The organism is Pedobacter sp. ASV1-7 (assembly GCF_040203335.1).
Classification (GTDB): Bacteria; Bacteroidota; Bacteroidia; order Sphingobacteriales; family Sphingobacteriaceae; genus Pedobacter.
Genome location: NZ_JBEHBV010000008.1, coordinates 116,789 through 137,003, shown reverse-complemented (window position 1 = coordinate 137,003; position 20,215 = coordinate 116,789). Strand labels below are relative to the sequence as shown.

Genomic DNA, 20,215 nt, shown 5'->3' with positions numbered 1-20,215 from the left:
GATTTAAAAGTATTCATATTATTTTTAATGTGCATCCTTACCTGTCATGCCTCAAATCTCTTTTTAATTTTAAAGATGATGTTTATTTCACCTCGTAGTAAGTGGTCTTAGCCATCTGCACACCATTTTTAAAAGTTGCAGCTTTAATTGTCACATTAGGATTCACGTTAAACGGGCCGACATATTTATTGGATTTATGGCTAGGTTCTGTTCCGTCCAGTGTATAATAAATATCAGGATTATAACTTTGTGTTTTTAACACCATCTGAGTTTTCTGTGTCCTGGCACCCCTGACCAATTCAAAACCCACCTGATAGGCACTTTTCGAATAGTTGATACCAAGGCTCTCATAGCGATTGTACTCAGTTTCCATTTTGAATTTAAACCTCTCCCAATTCTTTTTTTCCGGTGTAGACCAGGCTACCTCGGCCAAGGCCGACAAACGTGGGAATGCCATATATTGCAGATGGTTAAAATTCGGGATAAACTCTGTCCAGATGTTACCCTGCACACCTTTAATATATTTTACCTCGTCCGCATTTAGCGCTGAAGGTATAGGCTCATAATTATAAACACGCTCCAATGTATTAAAACCATCAATAGTAAGCGGTTCCAGGTAAGGTGCCCCCTGGTAATAATCCAGATAGAGATAAGTAGTCGGAGTCATCACCACATCGTGATGTTTTTTAGCGGCTGTAACTCCACCTGTTGTACCTCTCCATGACATGACAAGTGCATCCGCAATAAGGTGATCCCCTTCCAGAATCTCATCCCAGCCAATTACCCTTTTATTTTTAGCTTTAAGTACCTGAGCTATACGATTGATGAAATATCCCTGTAGTTCATGCTCATCTTTCAGTCCCTCCTTTTTCATACGTGCTTGGCAATACGTACAACTTTTCCAATTCGTCTTGCGACATTCATCGCCACCAATATGGATCACCCTTCCAGGGAAAAGCGTAGCCACTTCCGTAAACACATCTTCCAGAAATTTAAATGTATTTTCTTTTCCGGCACAGTACACGTCATCGAATACACCCCACTTGTCTTTTACCTCAAAAGGACCTGGGCTTTCACCACAACCCAATTCCGGATAGCCTGCAAGTGCAGAAGTACAATGCCCTGGAAGATCTATTTCGGGAACAACTGTAACATACTTTCTTTGGGCATAAGCAACAATATCCTTGATCTCTTCCTGCGTATAAAATCCACCATGAGGCACCGCATCAAAACGTTCCGGCTGTTCCTCAAAATGCCCGATCAGCGATCTTTTCCGCCATGCGCCCACTGATGTCAGCAACGGATATTTTTTAATCTCAATCCGCCAGCCCTGGTTATCTGTTAGATGCCAATGGAATGTATTGAGTTTATAGCTGGCTAAAAAATCAATGTACTGCTTAACCTGTTCCACGCTGTAAAAATGCCTTGAGACATCCAGCATAGATCCTCTCCAGCTAAAACGCGGCTGATCCTGAATCTGAAGAGCCGGAATACTTGCACCCACTTTTGGATCTAAAGGTAACAGCTGCAATAAAGTTTGCATACCATAGAAGCATCCCTGCGGCTGCTTTGCTGTAATAACAATACTTCCAGAATTAATGGTCATCGTATAGCCTTCAACACCAAGTCCCGGTAGCTTATCTGAAAGCTTAAATAGAATTTGATTTTTACCAACGACAGCAGCTAACTTTTTAACCGGCAAGTTATTGCCTGTATATGCTTTTAATTTTTCGGAAAGCTGATCCCCAATAAACTTCAGCTGTGCATTCCGATCGTCATACAAGATAATGGTAGTACTATTGAGCTTGAAGCTTCCAGGCATTACCTTTACCAATTCCGGCTCCGGAATAATTGAAAATTGTTGCGATTTTAACTGCGCTTTTGTCGTACTGCTTATAAAAATAAAAACAGCTGCGAATAATAATATCTTAAGTGTATTCATAAGTTGAACAGATTGTGTTGAAAGCAGAATGGTTATTTATATAGTGCATACAGTTTACCCTCACCAGGCAAAAAGCTATCTGTTAATTTATGTTCAGCAGTTTTGTAATCCACAGTCTTTTCTAATCCGTCAGATTTAGAAATTTCTTTGACATTCTTAACAGCAGTATCTGTATGAAATGTAAATACCTTATTTTCCGTTAAAGATTTGTTCACCACCATGATATAAATCCTGCTATCTGCGGGATTAACAAAATGAGTAATCAGCATTGGGTCATTTTCATTTTCTGCCTTCCATATAAAACCTGAAGGTGTTCTTTTGGTACCAGAAGGAATGCTAACACCTGCATGGTAAACAGCTATAGCATCCAGTTTCATCAGCGTTTTCCCAATTTGTTTCATTTCACCGTTAATCACGGTAAATGGTGCATACAGATCTGTTTTGTTGCCCTGCGCATCCACTATTGCTTCGGTAAATTGTTCTGTTGAACCTATTGGGGTCCAGTAAGTAAACCATACAGGTAATTTAATACCATAAGCAAGGTTAGTAAAAGCACTATATCTAAGTTCATCGGCATTTGGTCTCCTCAAACCTATGTCGCTACCTATCGACTGCAAGTAAGCTGAAGTCCTGATCTTGTATTTTAACCCAATCCTTCTAATGATTTCAAGGTCTTTATAATAAGGAGCTTCCCTTAAAGTTCCATCTTTCATGAAAGGATAATTGTCAAATGAAAGGTATTTCAGATTAACAGCACCTACCAACTCTATCCACTTCTCTACATATTCCGTTTCATACTCCACATTTGCCAGTGCACCAGTAGCATAGCTTGGAAAGAGATTAACGTGTGGTACTTTTTCAGGATCCAGGTTAATCAGTTTTTTATACCTGGTGGCAGCGTCCTGCAAATCAGGAACCCTTGGTTCATCTTTAATGTAGTATCCCGCTGTTGCAGCATGGTTTTTATATGCATTCACCATCGCTGCCATTTCTGCATCCGTTCCGTCAACACGTTGATCTGCAACAAACATTTTCAATTGGTTTGCCGCAGCCATGTTTAGCATCGCAAGCTTATTCGCTTGTGAGTAGCTTAAAGAGATATCCTGTATAAGGTCAACATTTGCTTCCCTGATGTTCTTAAAATGATGATCAGCAATGTATCCGATTCCCGGAGATACATAAATCCCGATCATCATATCTTCTTTTATTTCAGTCACCGGCAGTTTAACCGGTTCGGGTTTTACTTTATTTTCCGTCTGAGCCTTGCTGCAGCTATAAATACCTGTAAGTACAAGCATTCCAATACACATTAAAAGTGTTTTAATTGATCTGTTCATTTGTGTGATGTTTGATTTTTTTTTATAATACAACTTCTAATTTTAAGGTGATACCATTTTTCTGATGCGGTGGTTTGCTTTATCCACAACATACATGGTACCACCAGGAGCAATAGCAATTCCCGTAGGAACAGTAAATTTTGCAACCGTTCCAGATCCGTCTAAATAACCTTGTACGGCACCACCAGCAATGGTGGTTACTTGGTTTGTTCCAGCCTCAATCCTTCTGATATTTGAAGCAGCAGGGGCAATAGTTGGAGCATCAAATAAATGACCACAGCCTGCAACATAAATATTGTCACTGGCATCGACAGCAATGCCCCAGGGATGCTCAAACCTGGCATTCTGGCCAATTCCATCCGTCTGCCCGGTTGTGCCTGCCAGACCAGCGATTTGTGTAACTGCCCAATTACTTGTATTTACCTTATAGACATTTGAACTGCCATTATCTGCAATAACAAGATTTCCCTGACTATCCATTGCAATCCCTCCAGATATGACTGGCACGCTCAGTGTTCTGGTAGTCATTACTCCTCCAGGACTAACCTCATACAGTTTATTGTTGCTGGCACTTGGCAAAGCACTTACCAGATAAAACTTACCGGTATTTCGATCCATTGTAATGCCCTGTGGAAACGGAATAACCCAACCCAGTATAGTTGTAACTGTACCGGTAGGTGTTATTTTACGAAGTGCCCAGTTCCACGTATCGGCTACATAAATATTGTTATTCGCATCTGCAACTATAGCTGAAGGATGATCAAATAAGGCAGCTGTACCTACCCCATTGGTATTGCCGGCAACCCCGGGGTTACCTGCGAATGTACTTACCAAACCAGTTGGAGTAATCTTTCTGATGCAATGGTTGTTGATATCAGCTACATATACATTACCATTGTTATCGGTAGCAATCCCTGCATTGGTTACGAAATTAAACTGGGCCGCAGTTCCCTGACCGTTAATAAAACCGGAGACTCCAGAACCAGCAAAAGTACTTACAGTAGCTGTATAAGCAACTTTTTCTAAGGCATACAATTTACCTTCACCAGGCAAAAAAGTATCTGATAAAGAATGAGTGCTCAGGTTAAAATTCGTTGCTTCTTCCAAGCCCGTAACTTTAGAAATAACCTTAACATTCGCAACCTGATTTCCTGTTATAAAGCTAAAGGTATTACTTGCTGTAAATGATTTATTAACCACCATAATGTATTCTTTGCCAGCAACCGGATCTATAAATTGTGTGATGATCATAGTCTGAGCAGCATTTTGAGCTTGCCAAATAAAATTTGCTGCAGGCCTGACTGTACCCGTCGGAATTGTTGTTCCGGTATGGTAAACAGCATTGGCATTCAGTTTAACCAGTGTTTTCCCCAGCTGCTTCATTTCAAGGTTTATAGCTTTAAAAGGAACGTACAGGTCGGTCTTATTCCCCGCAGCATCTATAATTCCATTGGTAAAAGTTTCTGTTCCACCTGTTGGTGTCCAGTAGCTAAACCAAACCGGCTTTTTTATTCCATAAGCCAGGTGTGAATAAGCACTGTATCTCAATTCATTGGCATTTGGTCTTCTCAGATCTGTTGAGTTACCTATAGATTGGAGGTAGCCAGAAGTTTTGATATTATACTTTAAACCAACACGCCTGATGACATCCAGATCATGAAAATATGGAACATCCCTAAACGTCCCATTTAATAGAAAAGGATAGTTGTCCATTGCCAGATATCTCAGGTTGGCAGCCACTACTTTTTGAATCCAGTTTTCAACATAATCCAGCTCATAGTTTATACTGCCTAAAGCACCCGTAGCGTAACTGGGGAACAGGTTCACATGAGGATCATGGTTATTGTCGAGCGTCAACAACTTTTGATAACGGTTGGCAGCGTCTTGAAGCTGGCTAACTGTTGGTTCATCCTTAACATAATAACCGACCAAAGCAGGATGGTTGACATAAGTATTCACCATAGCCGTAATATCTGCATTAGTGCCATTTACCCTATTGTCGGCAACGACCATTTTTAAACCATGGCTATCCGCCATATTTAGCATAGTTAGCTTATCAACTGGTGAAATCCAGCCAGCAATATCTTGGATCACATCAATATTTGCTTCACTAATTGCTCCATATTGTAGATTTGTTGTAAACTCAAATGGAGGAGCAATGTAAATGCCTATTGGCATCCCCTCTTCAACACCATTAAGTAGCATAGGTTGATCAGCCCGGCCAATGTCTTTCCCTGGTATCTCTGTGATAAATTTCTGACAACCTGTAAAAATAAAAGCAATAAAACTCAGTATAAGGAGCGCAAAGCGCCCCTTACTGATAATAAATCCAGCATTCATAACCAGTTGAATTAAATGAACTCCTTATTCCGATACAATTTTTCTGATGCGGTGATTTCCCTTATCTAATACATAGATGACACCATCCGAACCGATAGCTATGCCGGTCGGCACTGCAAATCTGGCCACTCCGCCTAAACCATTCGTAAAGCCCTGCGTATCACCTCCAGCTATAGTTGAAACTTTATTTGTTCCAACTTCGATCATTCTGATATTAGATGCTGAAGCCGAAATCTCCGGTCCTTCAAACCTATGTCCGCAACCAGCAACATAAATATTATCTCCAGAATCTACAGCAATACCCCAGGGATGATCAAAACGTGCATCGGCACCTACTCCATCAGCCGAGCCTGTTTGTCCTGCAACGCCTGCAATTGGCGTACGTGTCCATGTTGCAGTATTTACGCTATATATCACCGAACTCACATTATCGGCAATAATCAGATTCCCTTTGCTGTCAACTGTCATTCCTCCCGAGAAAATTGGCACGTCTACTCCGCGCTCATTTAACACCCCCGAAGCAGAGAATTCATAAATTTTTCCTCCATGATAATTTGCTCCTAATGCACTGCTAATATAAATTACCCCTGTATTCTTATTAATCGCAAGTCCTTGTGGGAAGGCAAATGCCTGCCCGCGGATAGAACTTACCACACCATCGGGAGTAACCTTGCGTACGGCCCAATTCCACGCATCAGCAACATAAAGATTATCATCTTTATCAACTGCTACATCCATAGGGTGGTTAAACAACGCGACATCCTTATTTCCATTTACATATCCTTCAACACCCGGTTTCCCTACAAAAGTACTTACTGTTCCGTCAGGAGTAATTTTGCGGATGCAATTGTTAAAAATATCAGCCACATACAAATTTCCTTTAGAATCCATATCCATCCCGGCATTACTCTTGAAATCGAACTTAGCAACACCAGCAGCTCCATCGGCAAAACCGGAAACACCAGCCCCGGCCAATGTACTCACTGTTCTTTTTAAAGTATATACAAATGGTTCTGTACTCCTCACCGTCTTTCCTGAGATGGTAATTTCGATAATTCCAGTACCCAAACCGGGGGGTACTTTCACAATCATACGCTTTCTATTTGCACCTAAAACTTCTAAAGGTTTACCGTTAATTTTGACGCTGATATCGGATGAGTTACTACTATAATTATCTCCATAAATCGTAATCTCAGTCGATTCACTACCCTCCATAGGTGAAAATTTACTAATCACAAAGGAGGCATCACTATTGTGAATATATAGTTCTTCTGGTTTTTGCTGGAAAAACTCTTCTTTACATGAGGCTAATCCCAATTGGAGGAGTAGCACAACGCCATAAAAAATGGCGGTCATCATTTTATGTCTTTTCATCTTAAATATCTTTAGCATTAGTTATAACCATCATTTTGATCAAGTGCGGTATTTCTATTGCGCTCCGACTGCGGGATAGGAAACAAGTCAAAAGCATCCTCATAAATCCTCGACTCTACAAGAAATGGTGTATAGGAAAAACTCCCTGCTCCTTGATTTACCACACGCATACCTCTTGCTTCACGCATTACACTTTTACCAATACGCCATCTCCTGATATCCCAAAAACGGAAGCCTTCAAAAGCAAGTTCAATTCTTTTCTCTCTTCTGATTCTTTCTCTCATTTGCGCTTTGTTAAGACCTGCCGGCAATGCAGGCATATTAATGCCAGCCCGGGTACGCACAGCATTCACAGCTTCATAAACACTGTTATCTGGACTCGACAAAGCTTCATTCTTAGCTTCAGCAAAATTCAATAATGTTTCCTCATACCGCATAAAAACCCAAAAGTGATCCCCCGGTCTGTTATCAGGAGTCATGCTTCCATTTTCATCCAATAGCTTACGCAAGTAATAACCTGTTTGAGTTTTTGCACCTTCTGCCGAAGTCAGTCCATCCACCCCATCTACAAAAGTTTCAATCGCATTCTCTCTCCAAATACTACCGTTGTGAATGATCGAAGCAGCAAGTCTGGGATCGCGATTGGCATAAGGATGACTAGCATCATAACCCGAACCTGTTTCATTAGGTTTTAAACCATTGGTCATTTCATAATCATCAACCAAATTCTGCAAGGGTTGAATCCAGCCCAAACCACCCTGACTAGGTACAAACATTTGTTGAACCCAGCCTGTATTGTTAAATGTAGATTGGAATATGATGTTCGAAGCTGTTCTTTTATGAAACAAGTGTTTATAATCGCCGTCTACCTGATACAAATTAAGTTTCATCACATCTTCAGCCGCATCGGCAGCCCGTTGCCATTTCTGAACATCCGAACTCGGATTGTGCAATAAACTGGCAGCATATAGTAGAACCCGGGATTTTAACATTAAAGCAGCCCCCTTAGTTGCTCTGCCAATATTTGCGGCAGTATTTACGGGAAGTAAATTCGCAGTAGCTTCATTGCAATCGTCTACAATAAAACGTACTAGCTCTTCTTCAGAATTTCTTGGAATATTCAGGTCATCATTGACTTGCAAAACCCGGTCTATCACAGGTACTCTGCCATAACGTTTATGCAACTCCGCATAAAAGAAGGCTCTTAAAAAGTAAGCTTCACCTTTCATACGACTTTTTCCAGCAATCTGCGTAGCATTCTTAGCTGGGACAGCATCTATTCTCTCGATAAAACGATTAACTTTACGAATAGCAGCATAAAGTGATGCCCACACATCAATAGGGTTGTGATTCGGACTGATCAATCCTCTGGTAAACACCTGAGGACCATTAAAATAAACAACAGGACATTTCGCTTCATCTGAAGCAGCCGCATAGGTAAAACTGTTTACAGGCATCCATTCATTAGGCAGATGACTGTATACATTGGCTAGATATCTTTCCGTCTGAACGTAGTCTCCAAAAACTTCTTGTTCCGACAAGCCCCCAGTTTCAGCTTTATCCAGGTATTCATCAAATTTTTTACATCCGGAAAATGCTAATATCCCCAAAATGCAAATCATTATTAATTTAAATTTCATGTAAAAATAAGTTAGAAGGTTAGAAACTAAGGGAAGCACCAAAATTAATTATCCGCTGTGCAGGGTACACATTACCAATGGTATTTGGCTGCCAGTATTCCGGATCAAACATAGGCTGAGCTTTCGTCCAGGTATATAAATTCATCCCATTTCCGTAAAGACGAAAACTAGATAAATTGGCCTTTTTTGTTAACCTGATATTTTTAAAGGTATAACCTATCTCTAAATTTTTTAAACGGATATAACTATTATCCTCGAGGTAAAGTGATGACATACGGTGGTTGTTACTATTCCCTCCATAGTGTAGTGCAGGCCATTTCGCTGTATTTGCAGTTTCAGGAGTCCATCTTTCCAGATGTTGGGTTCTGGCTTTCCCTCCTTCATAAAATTCCCATGACATCCCGCCCACAAGAGTTCTGCTACTGTTAGCAGCACCTTGGAAAAGAAAACTAATGTCAAAATTCTTCCAATTTATACCTCCTGATAAACCAAAAGTAATTTCAGGGATATTACTTCTTCCCATTGGGCCCATATCGTCATCAGTAATAATCCCATCTCCATTCAAATCTTTATACTTTACATCCCCAGGTATTAAGCGACCGTACTGCGCAGGACTAAGGCGGATATCTATTTCATCTCTAAAAAACCTTTCCGCTTCTAATAGAAAAATCTGTCCTAACGGATGTCCTGTTTGATATTGATAATCATACTGTCTATTTTCCTCATCCATAAATATGATCTTGTTTTTAGCAAGGGCAAAATTGCCACTCAAAAAGTATCCTCCATTATTGAAGCTGTTTCGGTGAGCAATTTCTATTTCGAATCCTTTATTATTAACTTTCCCCATATTTGCAGGAGGCAGATTATTTTCACTCATCCCTAACATTGTTGGAAGAGATTTACGTGTAATCAAAATATTATTCCGTTTTTCCGTAAAGAAATCTGCGGTTACAGAGAACAGATCTTTTAGTAATTTGATTTCAAACCCAATATTTCCTTTACGTGCTGTTTCCCAGGTTACTGCCGGGTTTGCCATTGCTCCCTCGTAAATACCCTCTACCCCAACAAGCTGATCACCATACAAATAACCATTACCAGCACTTCGGATGTATTCAGAACTAAACAGCCATCTTCTTCCAGGTAACTGGTCATTTCCTGTTATCCCATAAGATCCTCTTAGTTTTAAAAAATCTATAACTGAATTTCCTTTTAAGAAGGATTCTTCAGAAAGCACCCAGCCGGCTGAAACTGCTGGAAAAAACCCATATCTCCTCTCTTCAGAGAAGTTATCTGTTCCGTTATACCCAGCGTTAAACTCAGCAAAATATTTAGTTTTATAGTTGTAGGTTAACCTCGTCACTATACCCTGTGATACATAAGGAACTTGATTACCAATCACTTCTTGCGCACGATTCACAAGCAACAAACCTGTAAAACCATGATCCTTATACTGTTTCGTATAATTTAATGATACATCCATCCACACGTCTCTTTTTTGGTTGAAAGCTGAAGTAGGTGCGGAAAGTGGTGCATCAACGCCTTTATAGGTATAGCTGGCAGGATCATTATAATCTCCTGTTCCCTTATAATCAGCTGTCATCACTGATTTGGACCGTCTAAAATCATTTTGAAAATAACCGTCAAAAGAATAATTACCTTTAAGTGTCAATCCAGGAGTAATGAAATTTAATTTCCTCGTTAAGGATAACATTCCAGATAGAGATGAATTGAATGATTCACGAAAACCAGATTGGTTTAAAAATCGTGCTGGATTTATGAACGATTTTTCTCCGTAGCTACCAGTAGGAAATTTTACAGGAAAAGCATTTGGGGGGATCTGATTTAAAGTCCAAAAAAGATCAGCAACAGAAATATTAGGATCTCTTTTGTTTTCTATCGCACCAAATAAATTTAGGGACATTGAAAAATTATCATCAAAATCGATATCGACATTGGAGCGGAAATTATAGCGTTTAAAACTGGAAGTCGGATCATACTTAGGATCTTTTTCCGTTTTATATATACCTCCCTGATCCGTGTAACCAACGTTCACAAAGTAACGTGACTGTTGTCCTCCACCACCAATGTTAAAATTGGCTTGTGTCTGCATAGCAGGCTTCATCATTTCATCAAACCAGTCTACATTAGGATATTTGTAAGGATCGGATCCGATACGATAAGCCTCCAGCGCCTCTGAATTATAAGGAACCGTTCCTCCAGGATGGTCATTGAGATAAGCTTCATTGGCTAAAACAGCGTAATTATAGGAATCCACATACTCCGGCAGTCGGATAGATGTTTGCACTGCACGCTGAACGCTTGCCGAAACTGACGGTTTACCTTCCTTACCTCTTCGGGTGGTTACAATGATTACACCGTTTGCACCTTTTACACCATATAATGCGGTGGCTGATGCATCTTTAAGTATGGTGATGTTGTCAATTTCATTCACATCAAGTAAAGCGATAGCCCTGTAGTCTTTCTTTACCCCATCAATGGTTATCAATGGTTCCTGACCGTTCATTGTAGCCCGCCCCCTAATTAGCAATTGCGATTTGTCATTACCTGGTTCTCCGCTAATCTGTATAGCAGTAAGCCCAGGTAATCTTCCAGCTAATGCATTGGTGATATTTGCAGTGGGACTTTGTTTCAATTCTTTTAAACCGATGGAAACCGAAGAACCCGTTTGAGCGATCTTTTTCTGCGTTTGTCCGAAACCAAGAATAACCAGCTCGTCTAATGACTGATCACTTTCCTTAAGTGTGACATTCAGTACCTTATCCTCTGATCCGATTGTAATCTCCTGACTTACAAATCCAATATAAGAATAAACCAACACTACATTTCCTTCTGGCAATTTAATGCTGTAACGACCATTTTTATCAGTAGTTGCAGTAGTACTACTTCCCTTTACACTTACAGTCGCACCAGGAAGGGGTAGCCCCTGCTCATCTACAACTTTTCCGGTAATCTCTATGGTTGCCAGGTAAGCAGTTACTTTATCCAACAGCGTAGGTATTTTTCTAGACAGAATAATATTATTGTCTACAATTTTGTAATTAACTGGCAGTCCTTTAAATACTGTCTTAACTGCCTCTTCAATATTTGCATTTTTAAGCTTGACACTTATTTTGGGTTTGTTCAGATCATAATCACGACTCAAAAAAACATATCCGGTTTGTGCCTCTATTGAATTCAACACTGATTTAAGTGATACATTTTTTTGTTCCAGATTTACATTCTGACCAAATGAACTGGCAAATACATGTGCCAATGATATGATCATAATGAAAACAGTCAACTTCATAATCAATAATAATTTGGGCGGCAGCCATAGTTTAGGCACGCCTAGGTTAAAAGCATTTAATTTCATACTTTTGATTGGTTTGGGCTAATTCGTAAATCGGTTCATATAGATTTTATCCCGGTTTTCCGGGAAGGGTTGACCCAAGCTATTTCCGTAGAAGTGCGCTAACACTTCTGCGGTTTTTCACCGGTCACCAATAGGGTGCTAAGCCCTTCTTCGTAAGCTTTTCTTCATATTCTGGTCTATTTGGTTATTTATAGTTTTGTTTAATTTAATGATTACAAATGCCTTTAAGGCATGATGATAATGGTTTTTCCTTCAATTCTGAATTTGACATTGGCATACTTCAATACTTCAAGAGCCTTTGAGAGATTAAGATTTCTGTAAACTTTACCATCAAAACTGGCTTTAGGAATTTCGCCTTCATATTTCACATTGATGTTATACCATCTCGAGATTTGTCGCATTACAGCTGGTAAATCATCCTTATCAAACAGGAAAAAGCCATTTTTCCAGCCTAATGCCTCCTCTATATTGGCAGTGCGGACATTCATACTTCCATTGGCTGATAACTGTGCTTGTTCACCAGGTTTCAGTAAAGTAGCGTCATTTATTTTTACCGAACCTTCCAGCAATGTCGTTACAGTATGCTCTTCATCGGTGTAACTATTGATATTAAAATGTGTACCAAGTACAACCAGTTGCTGTTTAGCTGTTTTCACAATAAAAGGACGTGTCTTATCTCTAGAAACCTCAAAGTAAGCTTCTCCATCCAATTCCACTGTTCGTTTTTTCAAGCTAGCAAAAGATGCTGGATAGCTTAAAGTTGTTGCGGCATTTATCCACACCAGACTTCCATCAGGTAAACGAACGCGATAAGTTTCTCCCCGGGCGGTTGACAGTGTATTATTTTTAACTCCTGCTAAATCGCCCTGGTCTTTAATTTCATAAATAAGCTGGCCATCGCTGGTCTTTGTGATTACTACTCCTGCCTCTTTAGCGAGTTCTCCGTTATGGGCATCTGCCAATGCTATCTTTTTACCATTTGCTAAAGTTAAAGTGGCCGCATTTTTACCTGGAACAATATCATTATTCACTGCAAAATCAGTTTGCGTATTGATTTTTTCTGACAACAAATAGTAATACCCACCCACAGTACAAACGAGAATAATAGAAGCAGCAACAGCAATCCTAAGCCAAAGCCTTTTTACAGGTGCCATATGCGTACGTTCAAACTCAGAAAAGTTATCTTCCGCATTGAACTCATGCATAATTTCCAGTTCAGTCCTAAGCTGATCATCAGATGTAAGTCGGTCAAAAACCAATTGATTATTCTGATCAAGGGCAATCCAGGCTTCCAGTTCTTTCCTGTCAGCTTCATCAATTTTCCCCGAATTGTAATGACCAATTAGTGTAATGATCTTATCGTAATCCTGTTTCATTCCAGTTCTGTATATCTGATTTTAATACTTAAACTACATGGCGTTGAAAAAGTACCGATAAAATATAAAATATTTTTTATTGCTATATAAAACATTAATAACCCTGACTTTTAATAAAACGAAATATAGGCTGCATCCATTCATCTAGCGGAAGGTGCAAGACGAAACCATGGTTGCCTTTTGGAAACAAATGCAGTTCTGCATCCACACCATTTTTTAGCAATGCTTTATAAAAAGCGATACTATTATCGACCTTTACTACGCTATCATCGCCAGAATGAGTTAAATAAGTAGGCGGAGTGTATTTGGTTACCTGTTCCTCGTTAGAAAATAGCTGTACTTTTTCTGGTGTGGGTTCTTTTCCAAGCAAATTTGTCCTTGATCCAGAATGTGTAAGATCTGCTTTCATACTGATTACAGGGTAAACAAGAACCATATAATCCGGACGAAGGTTAATCCCTTCTTTATTGGCGATGTAACTTGTTTTAAAATGTGTGCCTAAACTACTTGCCAGATGCCCACCTGCACTGAAACCTATAATCCCAATCTTTTCAGCATTAATATTCCAGGTTGATGCCTTCGACCTTACCACTTTCATCGCCTGTTGTGCATCCATTAAAGGCCCCATACTTTTATCCCTCATTTTCCCTGCATCGGGCAAACGGTATTTTACTACTATTGCAGCGATTCCTTCCTTAATAAAAGCCTGAGCTATTGGCGTACCTTCGGTATGCGCAACAATGGTGCCATAGCCTCCGCCAGGAAAAATGATCACCGCTGTACCCGTAGCTTTGTCGGCATGAGGCAAATAAACAGTAAGCATTGGTTTTTCGGCATCCTTCAAACTAACCTTACAGTTCGGGATGCTATCTGGATATAACGGCAATACCTGTTGAGCAGTAGCACTATAACAAATGAGCAGCAGGGCAATCGCTTTTAATGATCTTATCTTAATTTTCATTGTGGTTTGTTGATTTAATAACTAAACTACAACAATCTAAAAAAGTACCGATAAAAATGTGATTTTATCCCTGGCCATTCTTTAGACCATAAATGAATAAGAACATTGCAAAAACATCAGGCCTAAGCAAATGTCTTAAAGTATCCAGCCCTTTAGATTTTAAATTTTTCACTGTTTGCACAGAAATTCCAAGATGTGCCGCAATCTCATCGTTTTTCAGAGACTCAAAATAGCTCATTTTAATAATCTTCCCTGCATGTCCGGGTAATTTATCTATCACTTTCATTACATCACGTAACACCTCCGCTTGAATCAGTTCATTCACGCAGTCCTGTTCTTCCATAGGTAAATTGGAATTGTAATGCCATTGGCGTTCTTTAACTCTTGTTGATACTTTTAGATGGCTTAAGCAGGAGTTTTTGACGGCCGTATAAAGATAGGCTCGTATGTTTTCTACGTCCGTCAACGTCGACTTATTGTGAAGTACCTTTAAGAAAACATCTTCCACAAGATCTTTTGCTTCCTCCTGATCTCCGACAATCTTAAATGCGAAGTAGCAAAGGGCAGCATAATAATCAAGATACAACTGTTTAAAATCAAGGACCGCCGTAGACATATTATCTCAAATATTGATTGATGATCTGAACGGTAAGATTACAGCTAATTTTTGAAATATAAAAAGCCTTCAAATTTTTTATTGTTTAAAAAATGCTAATTTCAACCTATAAAGCTGATTAAAAAATGCCATAAGATGAAAAGACTGTTATTCCTTCTCCCCTTATTTTTACTGGTTACTTCTTTTAGTAGCAAAGAACTGGTATGGACTGCCATAGGTGATTCCATTACCTTTATGAACGAACATCCAGAGGAAGCAGGCAACAGAATCAGCAAAGGATATATGAGCATGGTAACAGCAAAGCTTCCCTACATAAAATACATTAACCAGGGCCACAATGGCTGGACGGCCGCTAGAATGGCCGAAAGAATAGAGACCCTTGATTTACAAAAATCAGATATTTATTCTGTGTTTTTAGGTACCAACGACTGGTGGAGCAGCCGACCTTTGGGTACAATAGACGATTATCATAAAAACAAGGGCAACGGTACATTTTATGGGTCTTATCGCATCATTGTTAATAAACTACGGGCACTAAATCCTCAAGCTAAAATAATACTGGTTACACCAATGCAACGTGTAGATTTTGTATACCTCACCAATATGAAAAACAATGCCTGGGGTTCATACAAACAAAAAAATGGTCAGTCATTGTCTCAATTTGCTGATGCCGTAAATGAAATTGGCAGATATGAAAAATTTAAAATTGTAGACTTGTTTAACGACAAGCAATTAGGATTAAAACACCTGGTAAATTATAAGCGATTAAAAGATCCGGAAACAGGAACCTATAAAAATTTCAGGTATCCTACATTTATTGATGTTCCTTTTGATCCGGAAAAAGATAAACACCCTTACCCTCTTGATGCAATGAATCTCACTTATGATGGGCTGCACCCTTCAGATAAGGGTTATGAAATCATTTCGAAGCTTTTTGTTAAAGCCATTAAAACCAGGCATACAAACTAATATATACTATTTAACTATCAGTACCTAAGTCTAAGATTTTAACGTCACTTTTATTTCTTACACCAGCTTTTTTAAGGCTCTTCTAAATCCAAAATGATTCCGCTATGTTTTCTTAATAGTATCAATTATACTCATTTCAGCTCCTTCAACTCTCAGCACTAGGATCTTAGTCTTATCCTCTACATTGATAACCCAGATATTCCTGCCATCCTGATTCACCATAATTGTTGAAATTATTGCGTAATCGTAATATTTACTTTTCACAATTGACCTAATATCATTAGGCATTTCATTTTCATTTGAATATACCAGGTGATACACCATTTGACCACCTTTTGTAAATACCGCTCTATTTCTTTGATCATTGTAAATAAAATTCACCACATACCTTTTATTTACTTCAAACCATTGAGGCGCCTCAGCATCTTTAAATAAACGACTAAAAGATGAAGTAACCTGTTCATTGACTACTGCCTTACTTAAATTACCACTAATTGTCACTTCACGAAGACTAATTTGCGCAGATATGTTATTCATCCCCAGCAGGGATACCAATCCACTGAATAATAACATTAATATTTGCCTTTTCATTGCATGATGAATTAATTACCAGTTAAATATAAATAAGTTTTTAATCCTGAAAATCAACAGTATACACATAACAAAGCATTGACTTCATACAACACTGATATGTTTACAAACTGCTTTGTGATTAAAAAGAAGTCGTTGGTATACAAGAATATGCGATTCATAACCATGAATTAAAAAAATAAACAATAACGTGTATATTTATGTTATAAACAATCATCCCTTGTTGTTTAATTTGTCGCAATTCAGATTAAACTGTACTGCTTTAATACATCATCAGAAAATGAGATATCAATTGCAAGTAATATGATATGGAAATGCCTAATTGTGGATGACGAACAACTTTCCTTAAAAACTATTGAAAAGTATAGTAAAATGGTTGAACAGCTTGAAGTTGTAGCCACATGCAATAGTGCTTTTAAAGCTATGGAGTATATTAAGACTGAAAGAATTGATCTTATCTTTCTAGATATAGAGATGCCAGAGCTTTTAGGTACTAGTTTTATCAGAACTTTAAATCATCTTCCTAAAGTTATCTTCATCACTTCGCATCAGGAATTTGCTGTCGAAGCCTTTAAATTGGGTGCTGTAGATTACTTACTAAAACCAGTGACACTGGAAAGGTTTTTAATGGCCGTTAATAAAGCGATTAACACTTACCCGCAAGATGCCGAAAGGTTGAATCACCAAAACCGGAGAGGTCAATTGTTTTTGAGGAGCAATGGAAAAATGGTAAAAATCTGCCTGGAAAACATCCTATATGTTGAAAGTGTCAGAACATACGTTAAAATATACAGACACCTGGATACCCCCCTTTTAGTTAAACAATCGCTTAGTTCATTCGAATCAATACTTCCTCAGCATCAGTTTATCAGAATCCATAGATCTTTCATCATTTCTATTAACAGAATTACAGCTTTTACCAATCATGATGTTGAAATCGATAAAATCGAAATACCAATAGGCCGACAATTTCTTGGTCAACTCAAAAAAATGGCTATGATAAAATAGAAAAAAGCCTTACAAGCTAAACCAATAATTGATTTTCATCATAAAAGTATTTGTGGCGGACAAGCCAAATATTCTATCTAAATTACTTCCCCAACCCGAATAATATACATCATCTCGATTAGATCGTCTATTCTCCCAGACTAAGTGCATTGTAGAACCTGGTAGAAATTCCCAGCGTGCAACCAGATTAGAACGGAATTCATTAAAGCTAAAATCAGGGTCTTTGAAAGACATTGTATTACCATCTCTGTCAACAGTATAATTACCAGCATTATAACTGATCTCATTATTTTTAAATTCCGAAAAGCGTTCTGTAAAATTATGCGATCGCGTATCTGCCGATAATTTAAACTTGTCGTATTTAGCAATAGAGGTGAAAGGAGAACCATAGTACTGGATTGAAAAATCCGGTGTAATATTCATCTGCAAATTCAAAGTCAGTCCATAAGTTTCTTGCTTCATTCGCCCCATAATATATGCCTTCTCTGCCCCGGTACCTGATGGGGTAATAGTATTTACATATTGGAGATCGTCTTTATTCCAGGCATAGTTAAGTTGCCCTGTCACTAGAAAATGATTCCCTAATCGGAAAATCATACTAGGACGTATTTCATTGTAGCTTGTTTCCTGATCTAAAAAATGTCGGCCATCATAATTCAATTTGAAAACCACTTTTTTAGCCCTATCAGTACTAAAGGCCACATTTGTTTGAAAATTTGAATTATATCTCATATCTGGCCCACCCCTTAGCCTGCGACTATCCACGGTATTCCAATTGTATGTTTCTTTAACATCCATTTCAAAACGACGTTTAATGGTCAAACTGCGGAAACGAAGAGCAACGCCATTATTTATTGGTTTTCCTCCAAAGTTCCAAACATTTTTCTGAGTCAAATTAATCCCGGCAAATCTGAAAGGTCCCCAAGGATCTGTTTTTCTAAGTACCACCTCGGTTTCGTTCGACTTAAAATCAGATTCCCTAAGGTATCCTACATCATTTAAGTCGAATCCGGGTGATGACCAACTTAAAGTCTGCGAAAAGTTCCATTGGGCATTTCCCTTCTTACCCACCTTTACATATCCCCCTGTACCTTGCAACGAATTTTTACCAGGATCAAGATTCAGATAATCAGCACCCGATTCTCTATGAAAATAGTGTGTCGCATTCATCTTTTTATCTAATACTGCCTGTGGAGAACCATGCAGGGTACTAAACATGGTTTTGGCATCTATATAGTACAAACGATTTGCAAAATACTGCGTAAAGTCTATCCCTGTTGTAAATGCATTATCAATCATTGACTCCCTCAAATGGTCTTTTCCTAAACTTCGATTTACAGAGGTAACCATAGCTCCTAACAATGTATTTCCTTCCCAATTTTTCTGAACGCGTGCTACGGTATAATTAGTTAAAGGCTCGGTTACCTCTCTATCAAATACCCCATTACGGCTCACCCTCGATGATGTTTGAGCAGTTACACTCTCCAAAAGGCCAATTGTTACTCCCTTTCTATTTGTACCTGTCAACTTTAAAGCCCCAATGATGGGTATGAAACCCGGAGAACTAGCAAAATTTTCAACATTGTCTATATTCTTAGGTTTATAAGACGGCATAGCCCCTATCCGCCGGGAATAGAACATCATGCCATCCTCATTATTATTAAACTCTAAAATATGCTTTCCCTCAAGGAAAAAAGGCCTTTTCTCATCGTAAAATATTTCATATGCGGATAAGTTCATTACAGATGGATCCAGTTCCACCTGGCCATAATCGGGGTTAACTGTTAAATCCAATGTAAAGTCGCTTAATGCTGCTTTTACATCTAATCCGGCACCGCCTGTCCAACTAGTACCTTTCTGAAAAGCGCTATTAGGTATTTTAGGCTCATTAATATATTTGCTCTTCACATGAGGTAAGAACTCTATTCCTTTAGGCTTCGGCAAATCGTTCATTCCATGCATCTCTCCAAAAGAAAAAACATGACCATTATTCTTTATAGGAATCAGGCTCCAATTCTGCACTTCGTTATTTTTACGAATAATACGCCTTACATGTAAGCCCCAGATTCCATCTGTATTTTTCTGGTTATATCTCAACTGACTGAAAGGAATGCGAAGTTCTGCTGTCCAGGAAGAATCTGGCAGGTTAATATGTGTCCGCCCCTCCCATACAGCGTTCCAACTAAGATTTACTGAAAGTTTATCAGTAACGGTAAGATCTGTTTTATTTCCTCCTAAATTGATATTAAATTCAAGTGCAACACGGTAATCATGGTAAGTATCAAATGCAATACTTATGAGATCACCATTACTATTATCGTCCCTGTTCCCAATAAAAGCATTCATGTTCTCAGGATGATCATCTTTGCAGTATACGCCTACATAAATATTGTCATCGTCATAAAAAATCTTCATTCGTGTCCATGATCCTGTATGTACACGTTCAAAGGGAATAACTTGCGAAAATTTTTCAGACCACTCACCTTTATTCTGCCATATATCTTCATCCAGTTTACCATCCATCCGTGGTTTTACTCCATGAAGTTTTGTTACATTATAGGTACGTTTATAAGCATCTTTGAAAGAGACTACTTCTTTCCTTTTATCTTGAGCGCGGCATACAATATGGATAACTAGAAAAAAAAGAAAAGAGCAGTATCTCATTGGTTTTGATTTTTTTATAAAATG

13 protein-coding genes are annotated in these 20,215 nt (G+C 38.7%); 2 read left to right on the top strand and 11 right to left on the bottom strand.

Going from position 1 to position 20,215, the window contains the following annotated elements:
• Positions 1-82: 82 nt before the first annotated feature.
• From ABDJ41_RS17925 to ABDJ41_RS17885, 9 genes are all read right to left on the bottom strand, one after another.
• Entirely contained in the window at positions 83-1,942 is a 1,860-nt protein-coding gene (locus tag ABDJ41_RS17925; RefSeq protein ID WP_349787460.1) for a beta-N-acetylhexosaminidase, read from the bottom strand.
• A gap of 32 nt (positions 1,943-1,974) precedes the next feature.
• Positions 1,975-3,279 (bottom strand): hypothetical protein, encoded by a 1,305-nt coding sequence (locus tag ABDJ41_RS17920; RefSeq protein ID WP_349787459.1) that lies wholly within the window; start codon positions 3,277-3,279, stop codon positions 1,975-1,977.
• A gap of 42 nt (positions 3,280-3,321) precedes the next feature.
• Positions 3,322-5,619 carry a hypothetical protein gene (locus ABDJ41_RS17915; RefSeq protein ID WP_349787458.1) on the bottom strand — a complete coding sequence of 766 codons (2,298 nt, stop codon included), beginning with the start codon at positions 5,617-5,619 and terminating at the stop codon, positions 3,322-3,324.
• A 24-nt stretch (positions 5,620-5,643) separates the two neighbouring features.
• Entirely contained in the window at positions 5,644-6,993 is a 1,350-nt protein-coding gene (locus ABDJ41_RS17910; protein ID WP_349787457.1) for an IPT/TIG domain-containing protein, read from the bottom strand.
• Between the two features lie 17 nt (positions 6,994-7,010).
• On the bottom strand, positions 7,011-8,633 hold the full coding sequence (locus tag ABDJ41_RS17905; protein WP_349787456.1) for a RagB/SusD family nutrient uptake outer membrane protein: 1,623 nt from the start codon (positions 8,631-8,633) through the stop codon (positions 7,011-7,013).
• A 19-nt stretch (positions 8,634-8,652) separates the two neighbouring features.
• On the bottom strand, positions 8,653-12,006 hold the full coding sequence (locus ABDJ41_RS17900; RefSeq protein ID WP_349787455.1) for a TonB-dependent receptor: 3,354 nt from the start codon (positions 12,004-12,006) through the stop codon (positions 8,653-8,655).
• A gap of 224 nt (positions 12,007-12,230) precedes the next feature.
• Positions 12,231-13,382: a FecR family protein gene (locus ABDJ41_RS17895; RefSeq protein WP_349787454.1), complete on the bottom strand. Its 1,152-nt coding sequence runs from the start codon at positions 13,380-13,382 to the stop codon at positions 12,231-12,233.
• A 94-nt stretch (positions 13,383-13,476) separates the two neighbouring features.
• The gene (locus ABDJ41_RS17890; RefSeq protein WP_349787453.1) at positions 13,477-14,343 is read right to left on the bottom strand and encodes an alpha/beta hydrolase; all 867 of its coding nucleotides are present in this window, start codon (positions 14,341-14,343) and stop codon (positions 13,477-13,479) included.
• Between the two features lie 64 nt (positions 14,344-14,407).
• On the bottom strand, positions 14,408-14,959 hold the full coding sequence (locus ABDJ41_RS17885; RefSeq protein ID WP_349787452.1) for an RNA polymerase sigma-70 factor: 552 nt from the start codon (positions 14,957-14,959) through the stop codon (positions 14,408-14,410).
• A 135-nt stretch (positions 14,960-15,094) separates the two neighbouring features.
• On the opposite strand from ABDJ41_RS17885, the gene ABDJ41_RS17880 reads away from it, so the two are divergent.
• Complete coding sequence (locus tag ABDJ41_RS17880) at positions 15,095-15,928, top strand: SGNH/GDSL hydrolase family protein (protein ID WP_349787451.1); 834 nt, start codon at positions 15,095-15,097, stop codon at positions 15,926-15,928.
• A gap of 102 nt (positions 15,929-16,030) precedes the next feature.
• Here ABDJ41_RS17880 and ABDJ41_RS17875 read toward each other — a convergent pair whose 3' ends face one another.
• Positions 16,031-16,519 (bottom strand): hypothetical protein, encoded by a 489-nt coding sequence (locus ABDJ41_RS17875; RefSeq protein ID WP_349787450.1) that lies wholly within the window; start codon positions 16,517-16,519, stop codon positions 16,031-16,033.
• 303 nt (positions 16,520-16,822) lie between these two features.
• On the opposite strand from ABDJ41_RS17875, the gene ABDJ41_RS17870 reads away from it, so the two are divergent.
• The gene (locus ABDJ41_RS17870) at positions 16,823-17,527 is read left to right on the top strand and encodes a LytR/AlgR family response regulator transcription factor (protein ID WP_349787449.1); all 705 of its coding nucleotides are present in this window, start codon (positions 16,823-16,825) and stop codon (positions 17,525-17,527) included.
• A 9-nt stretch (positions 17,528-17,536) separates the two neighbouring features.
• Here the strand turns inward: ABDJ41_RS17870 and ABDJ41_RS17865 are convergent, their stop codons facing one another.
• Positions 17,537-20,191, bottom strand: coding sequence for a DUF5916 domain-containing protein (locus tag ABDJ41_RS17865; protein ID WP_349787448.1), 2,655 nt, complete (start codon positions 20,189-20,191; stop codon positions 17,537-17,539).
• Between the last annotated feature and the right edge of the window lie 24 nt (positions 20,192-20,215).

Coding starts and splice junctions, on each gene's coding strand:
- ABDJ41_RS17905 (WP_349787456.1), bottom strand. CDS start 8,633: ATGAAATTTAAATTAATAATGATTTGCATTTTGGGGATATTAGCATTT.
- ABDJ41_RS17900 (WP_349787455.1), bottom strand. CDS start 12,006: ATGAAATTAAATGCTTTTAACCTAGGCGTGCCTAAACTATGGCTGCCG.
- ABDJ41_RS17865 (WP_349787448.1), bottom strand. CDS start 20,191: ATGAGATACTGCTCTTTTCTTTTTTTTCTAGTTATCCATATTGTATGC.
- ABDJ41_RS17880 (WP_349787451.1), top strand. CDS start 15,095: ATGAAAAGACTGTTATTCCTTCTCCCCTTATTTTTACTGGTTACTTCT.
- ABDJ41_RS17910 (WP_349787457.1), bottom strand. CDS start 6,993: ATGAAAAGACATAAAATGATGACCGCCATTTTTTATGGCGTTGTGCTA.
- ABDJ41_RS17920 (WP_349787459.1), bottom strand. CDS start 3,279: ATGAACAGATCAATTAAAACACTTTTAATGTGTATTGGAATGCTTGTA.
- ABDJ41_RS17895 (WP_349787454.1), bottom strand. CDS start 13,382: ATGAAACAGGATTACGATAAGATCATTACACTAATTGGTCATTACAAT.
- ABDJ41_RS17915 (WP_349787458.1), bottom strand. CDS start 5,619: ATGAATGCTGGATTTATTATCAGTAAGGGGCGCTTTGCGCTCCTTATA.
- ABDJ41_RS17925 (WP_349787460.1), bottom strand. CDS start 1,942: ATGAATACACTTAAGATATTATTATTCGCAGCTGTTTTTATTTTTATA.
- ABDJ41_RS17870 (WP_349787449.1), top strand. CDS start 16,823: ATGATATGGAAATGCCTAATTGTGGATGACGAACAACTTTCCTTAAAA.
- ABDJ41_RS17885 (WP_349787452.1), bottom strand. CDS start 14,959: ATGTCTACGGCGGTCCTTGATTTTAAACAGTTGTATCTTGATTATTAT.
- ABDJ41_RS17890 (WP_349787453.1), bottom strand. CDS start 14,343: ATGAAAATTAAGATAAGATCATTAAAAGCGATTGCCCTGCTGCTCATT.
- ABDJ41_RS17875 (WP_349787450.1), bottom strand. CDS start 16,519: ATGAAAAGGCAAATATTAATGTTATTATTCAGTGGATTGGTATCCCTG.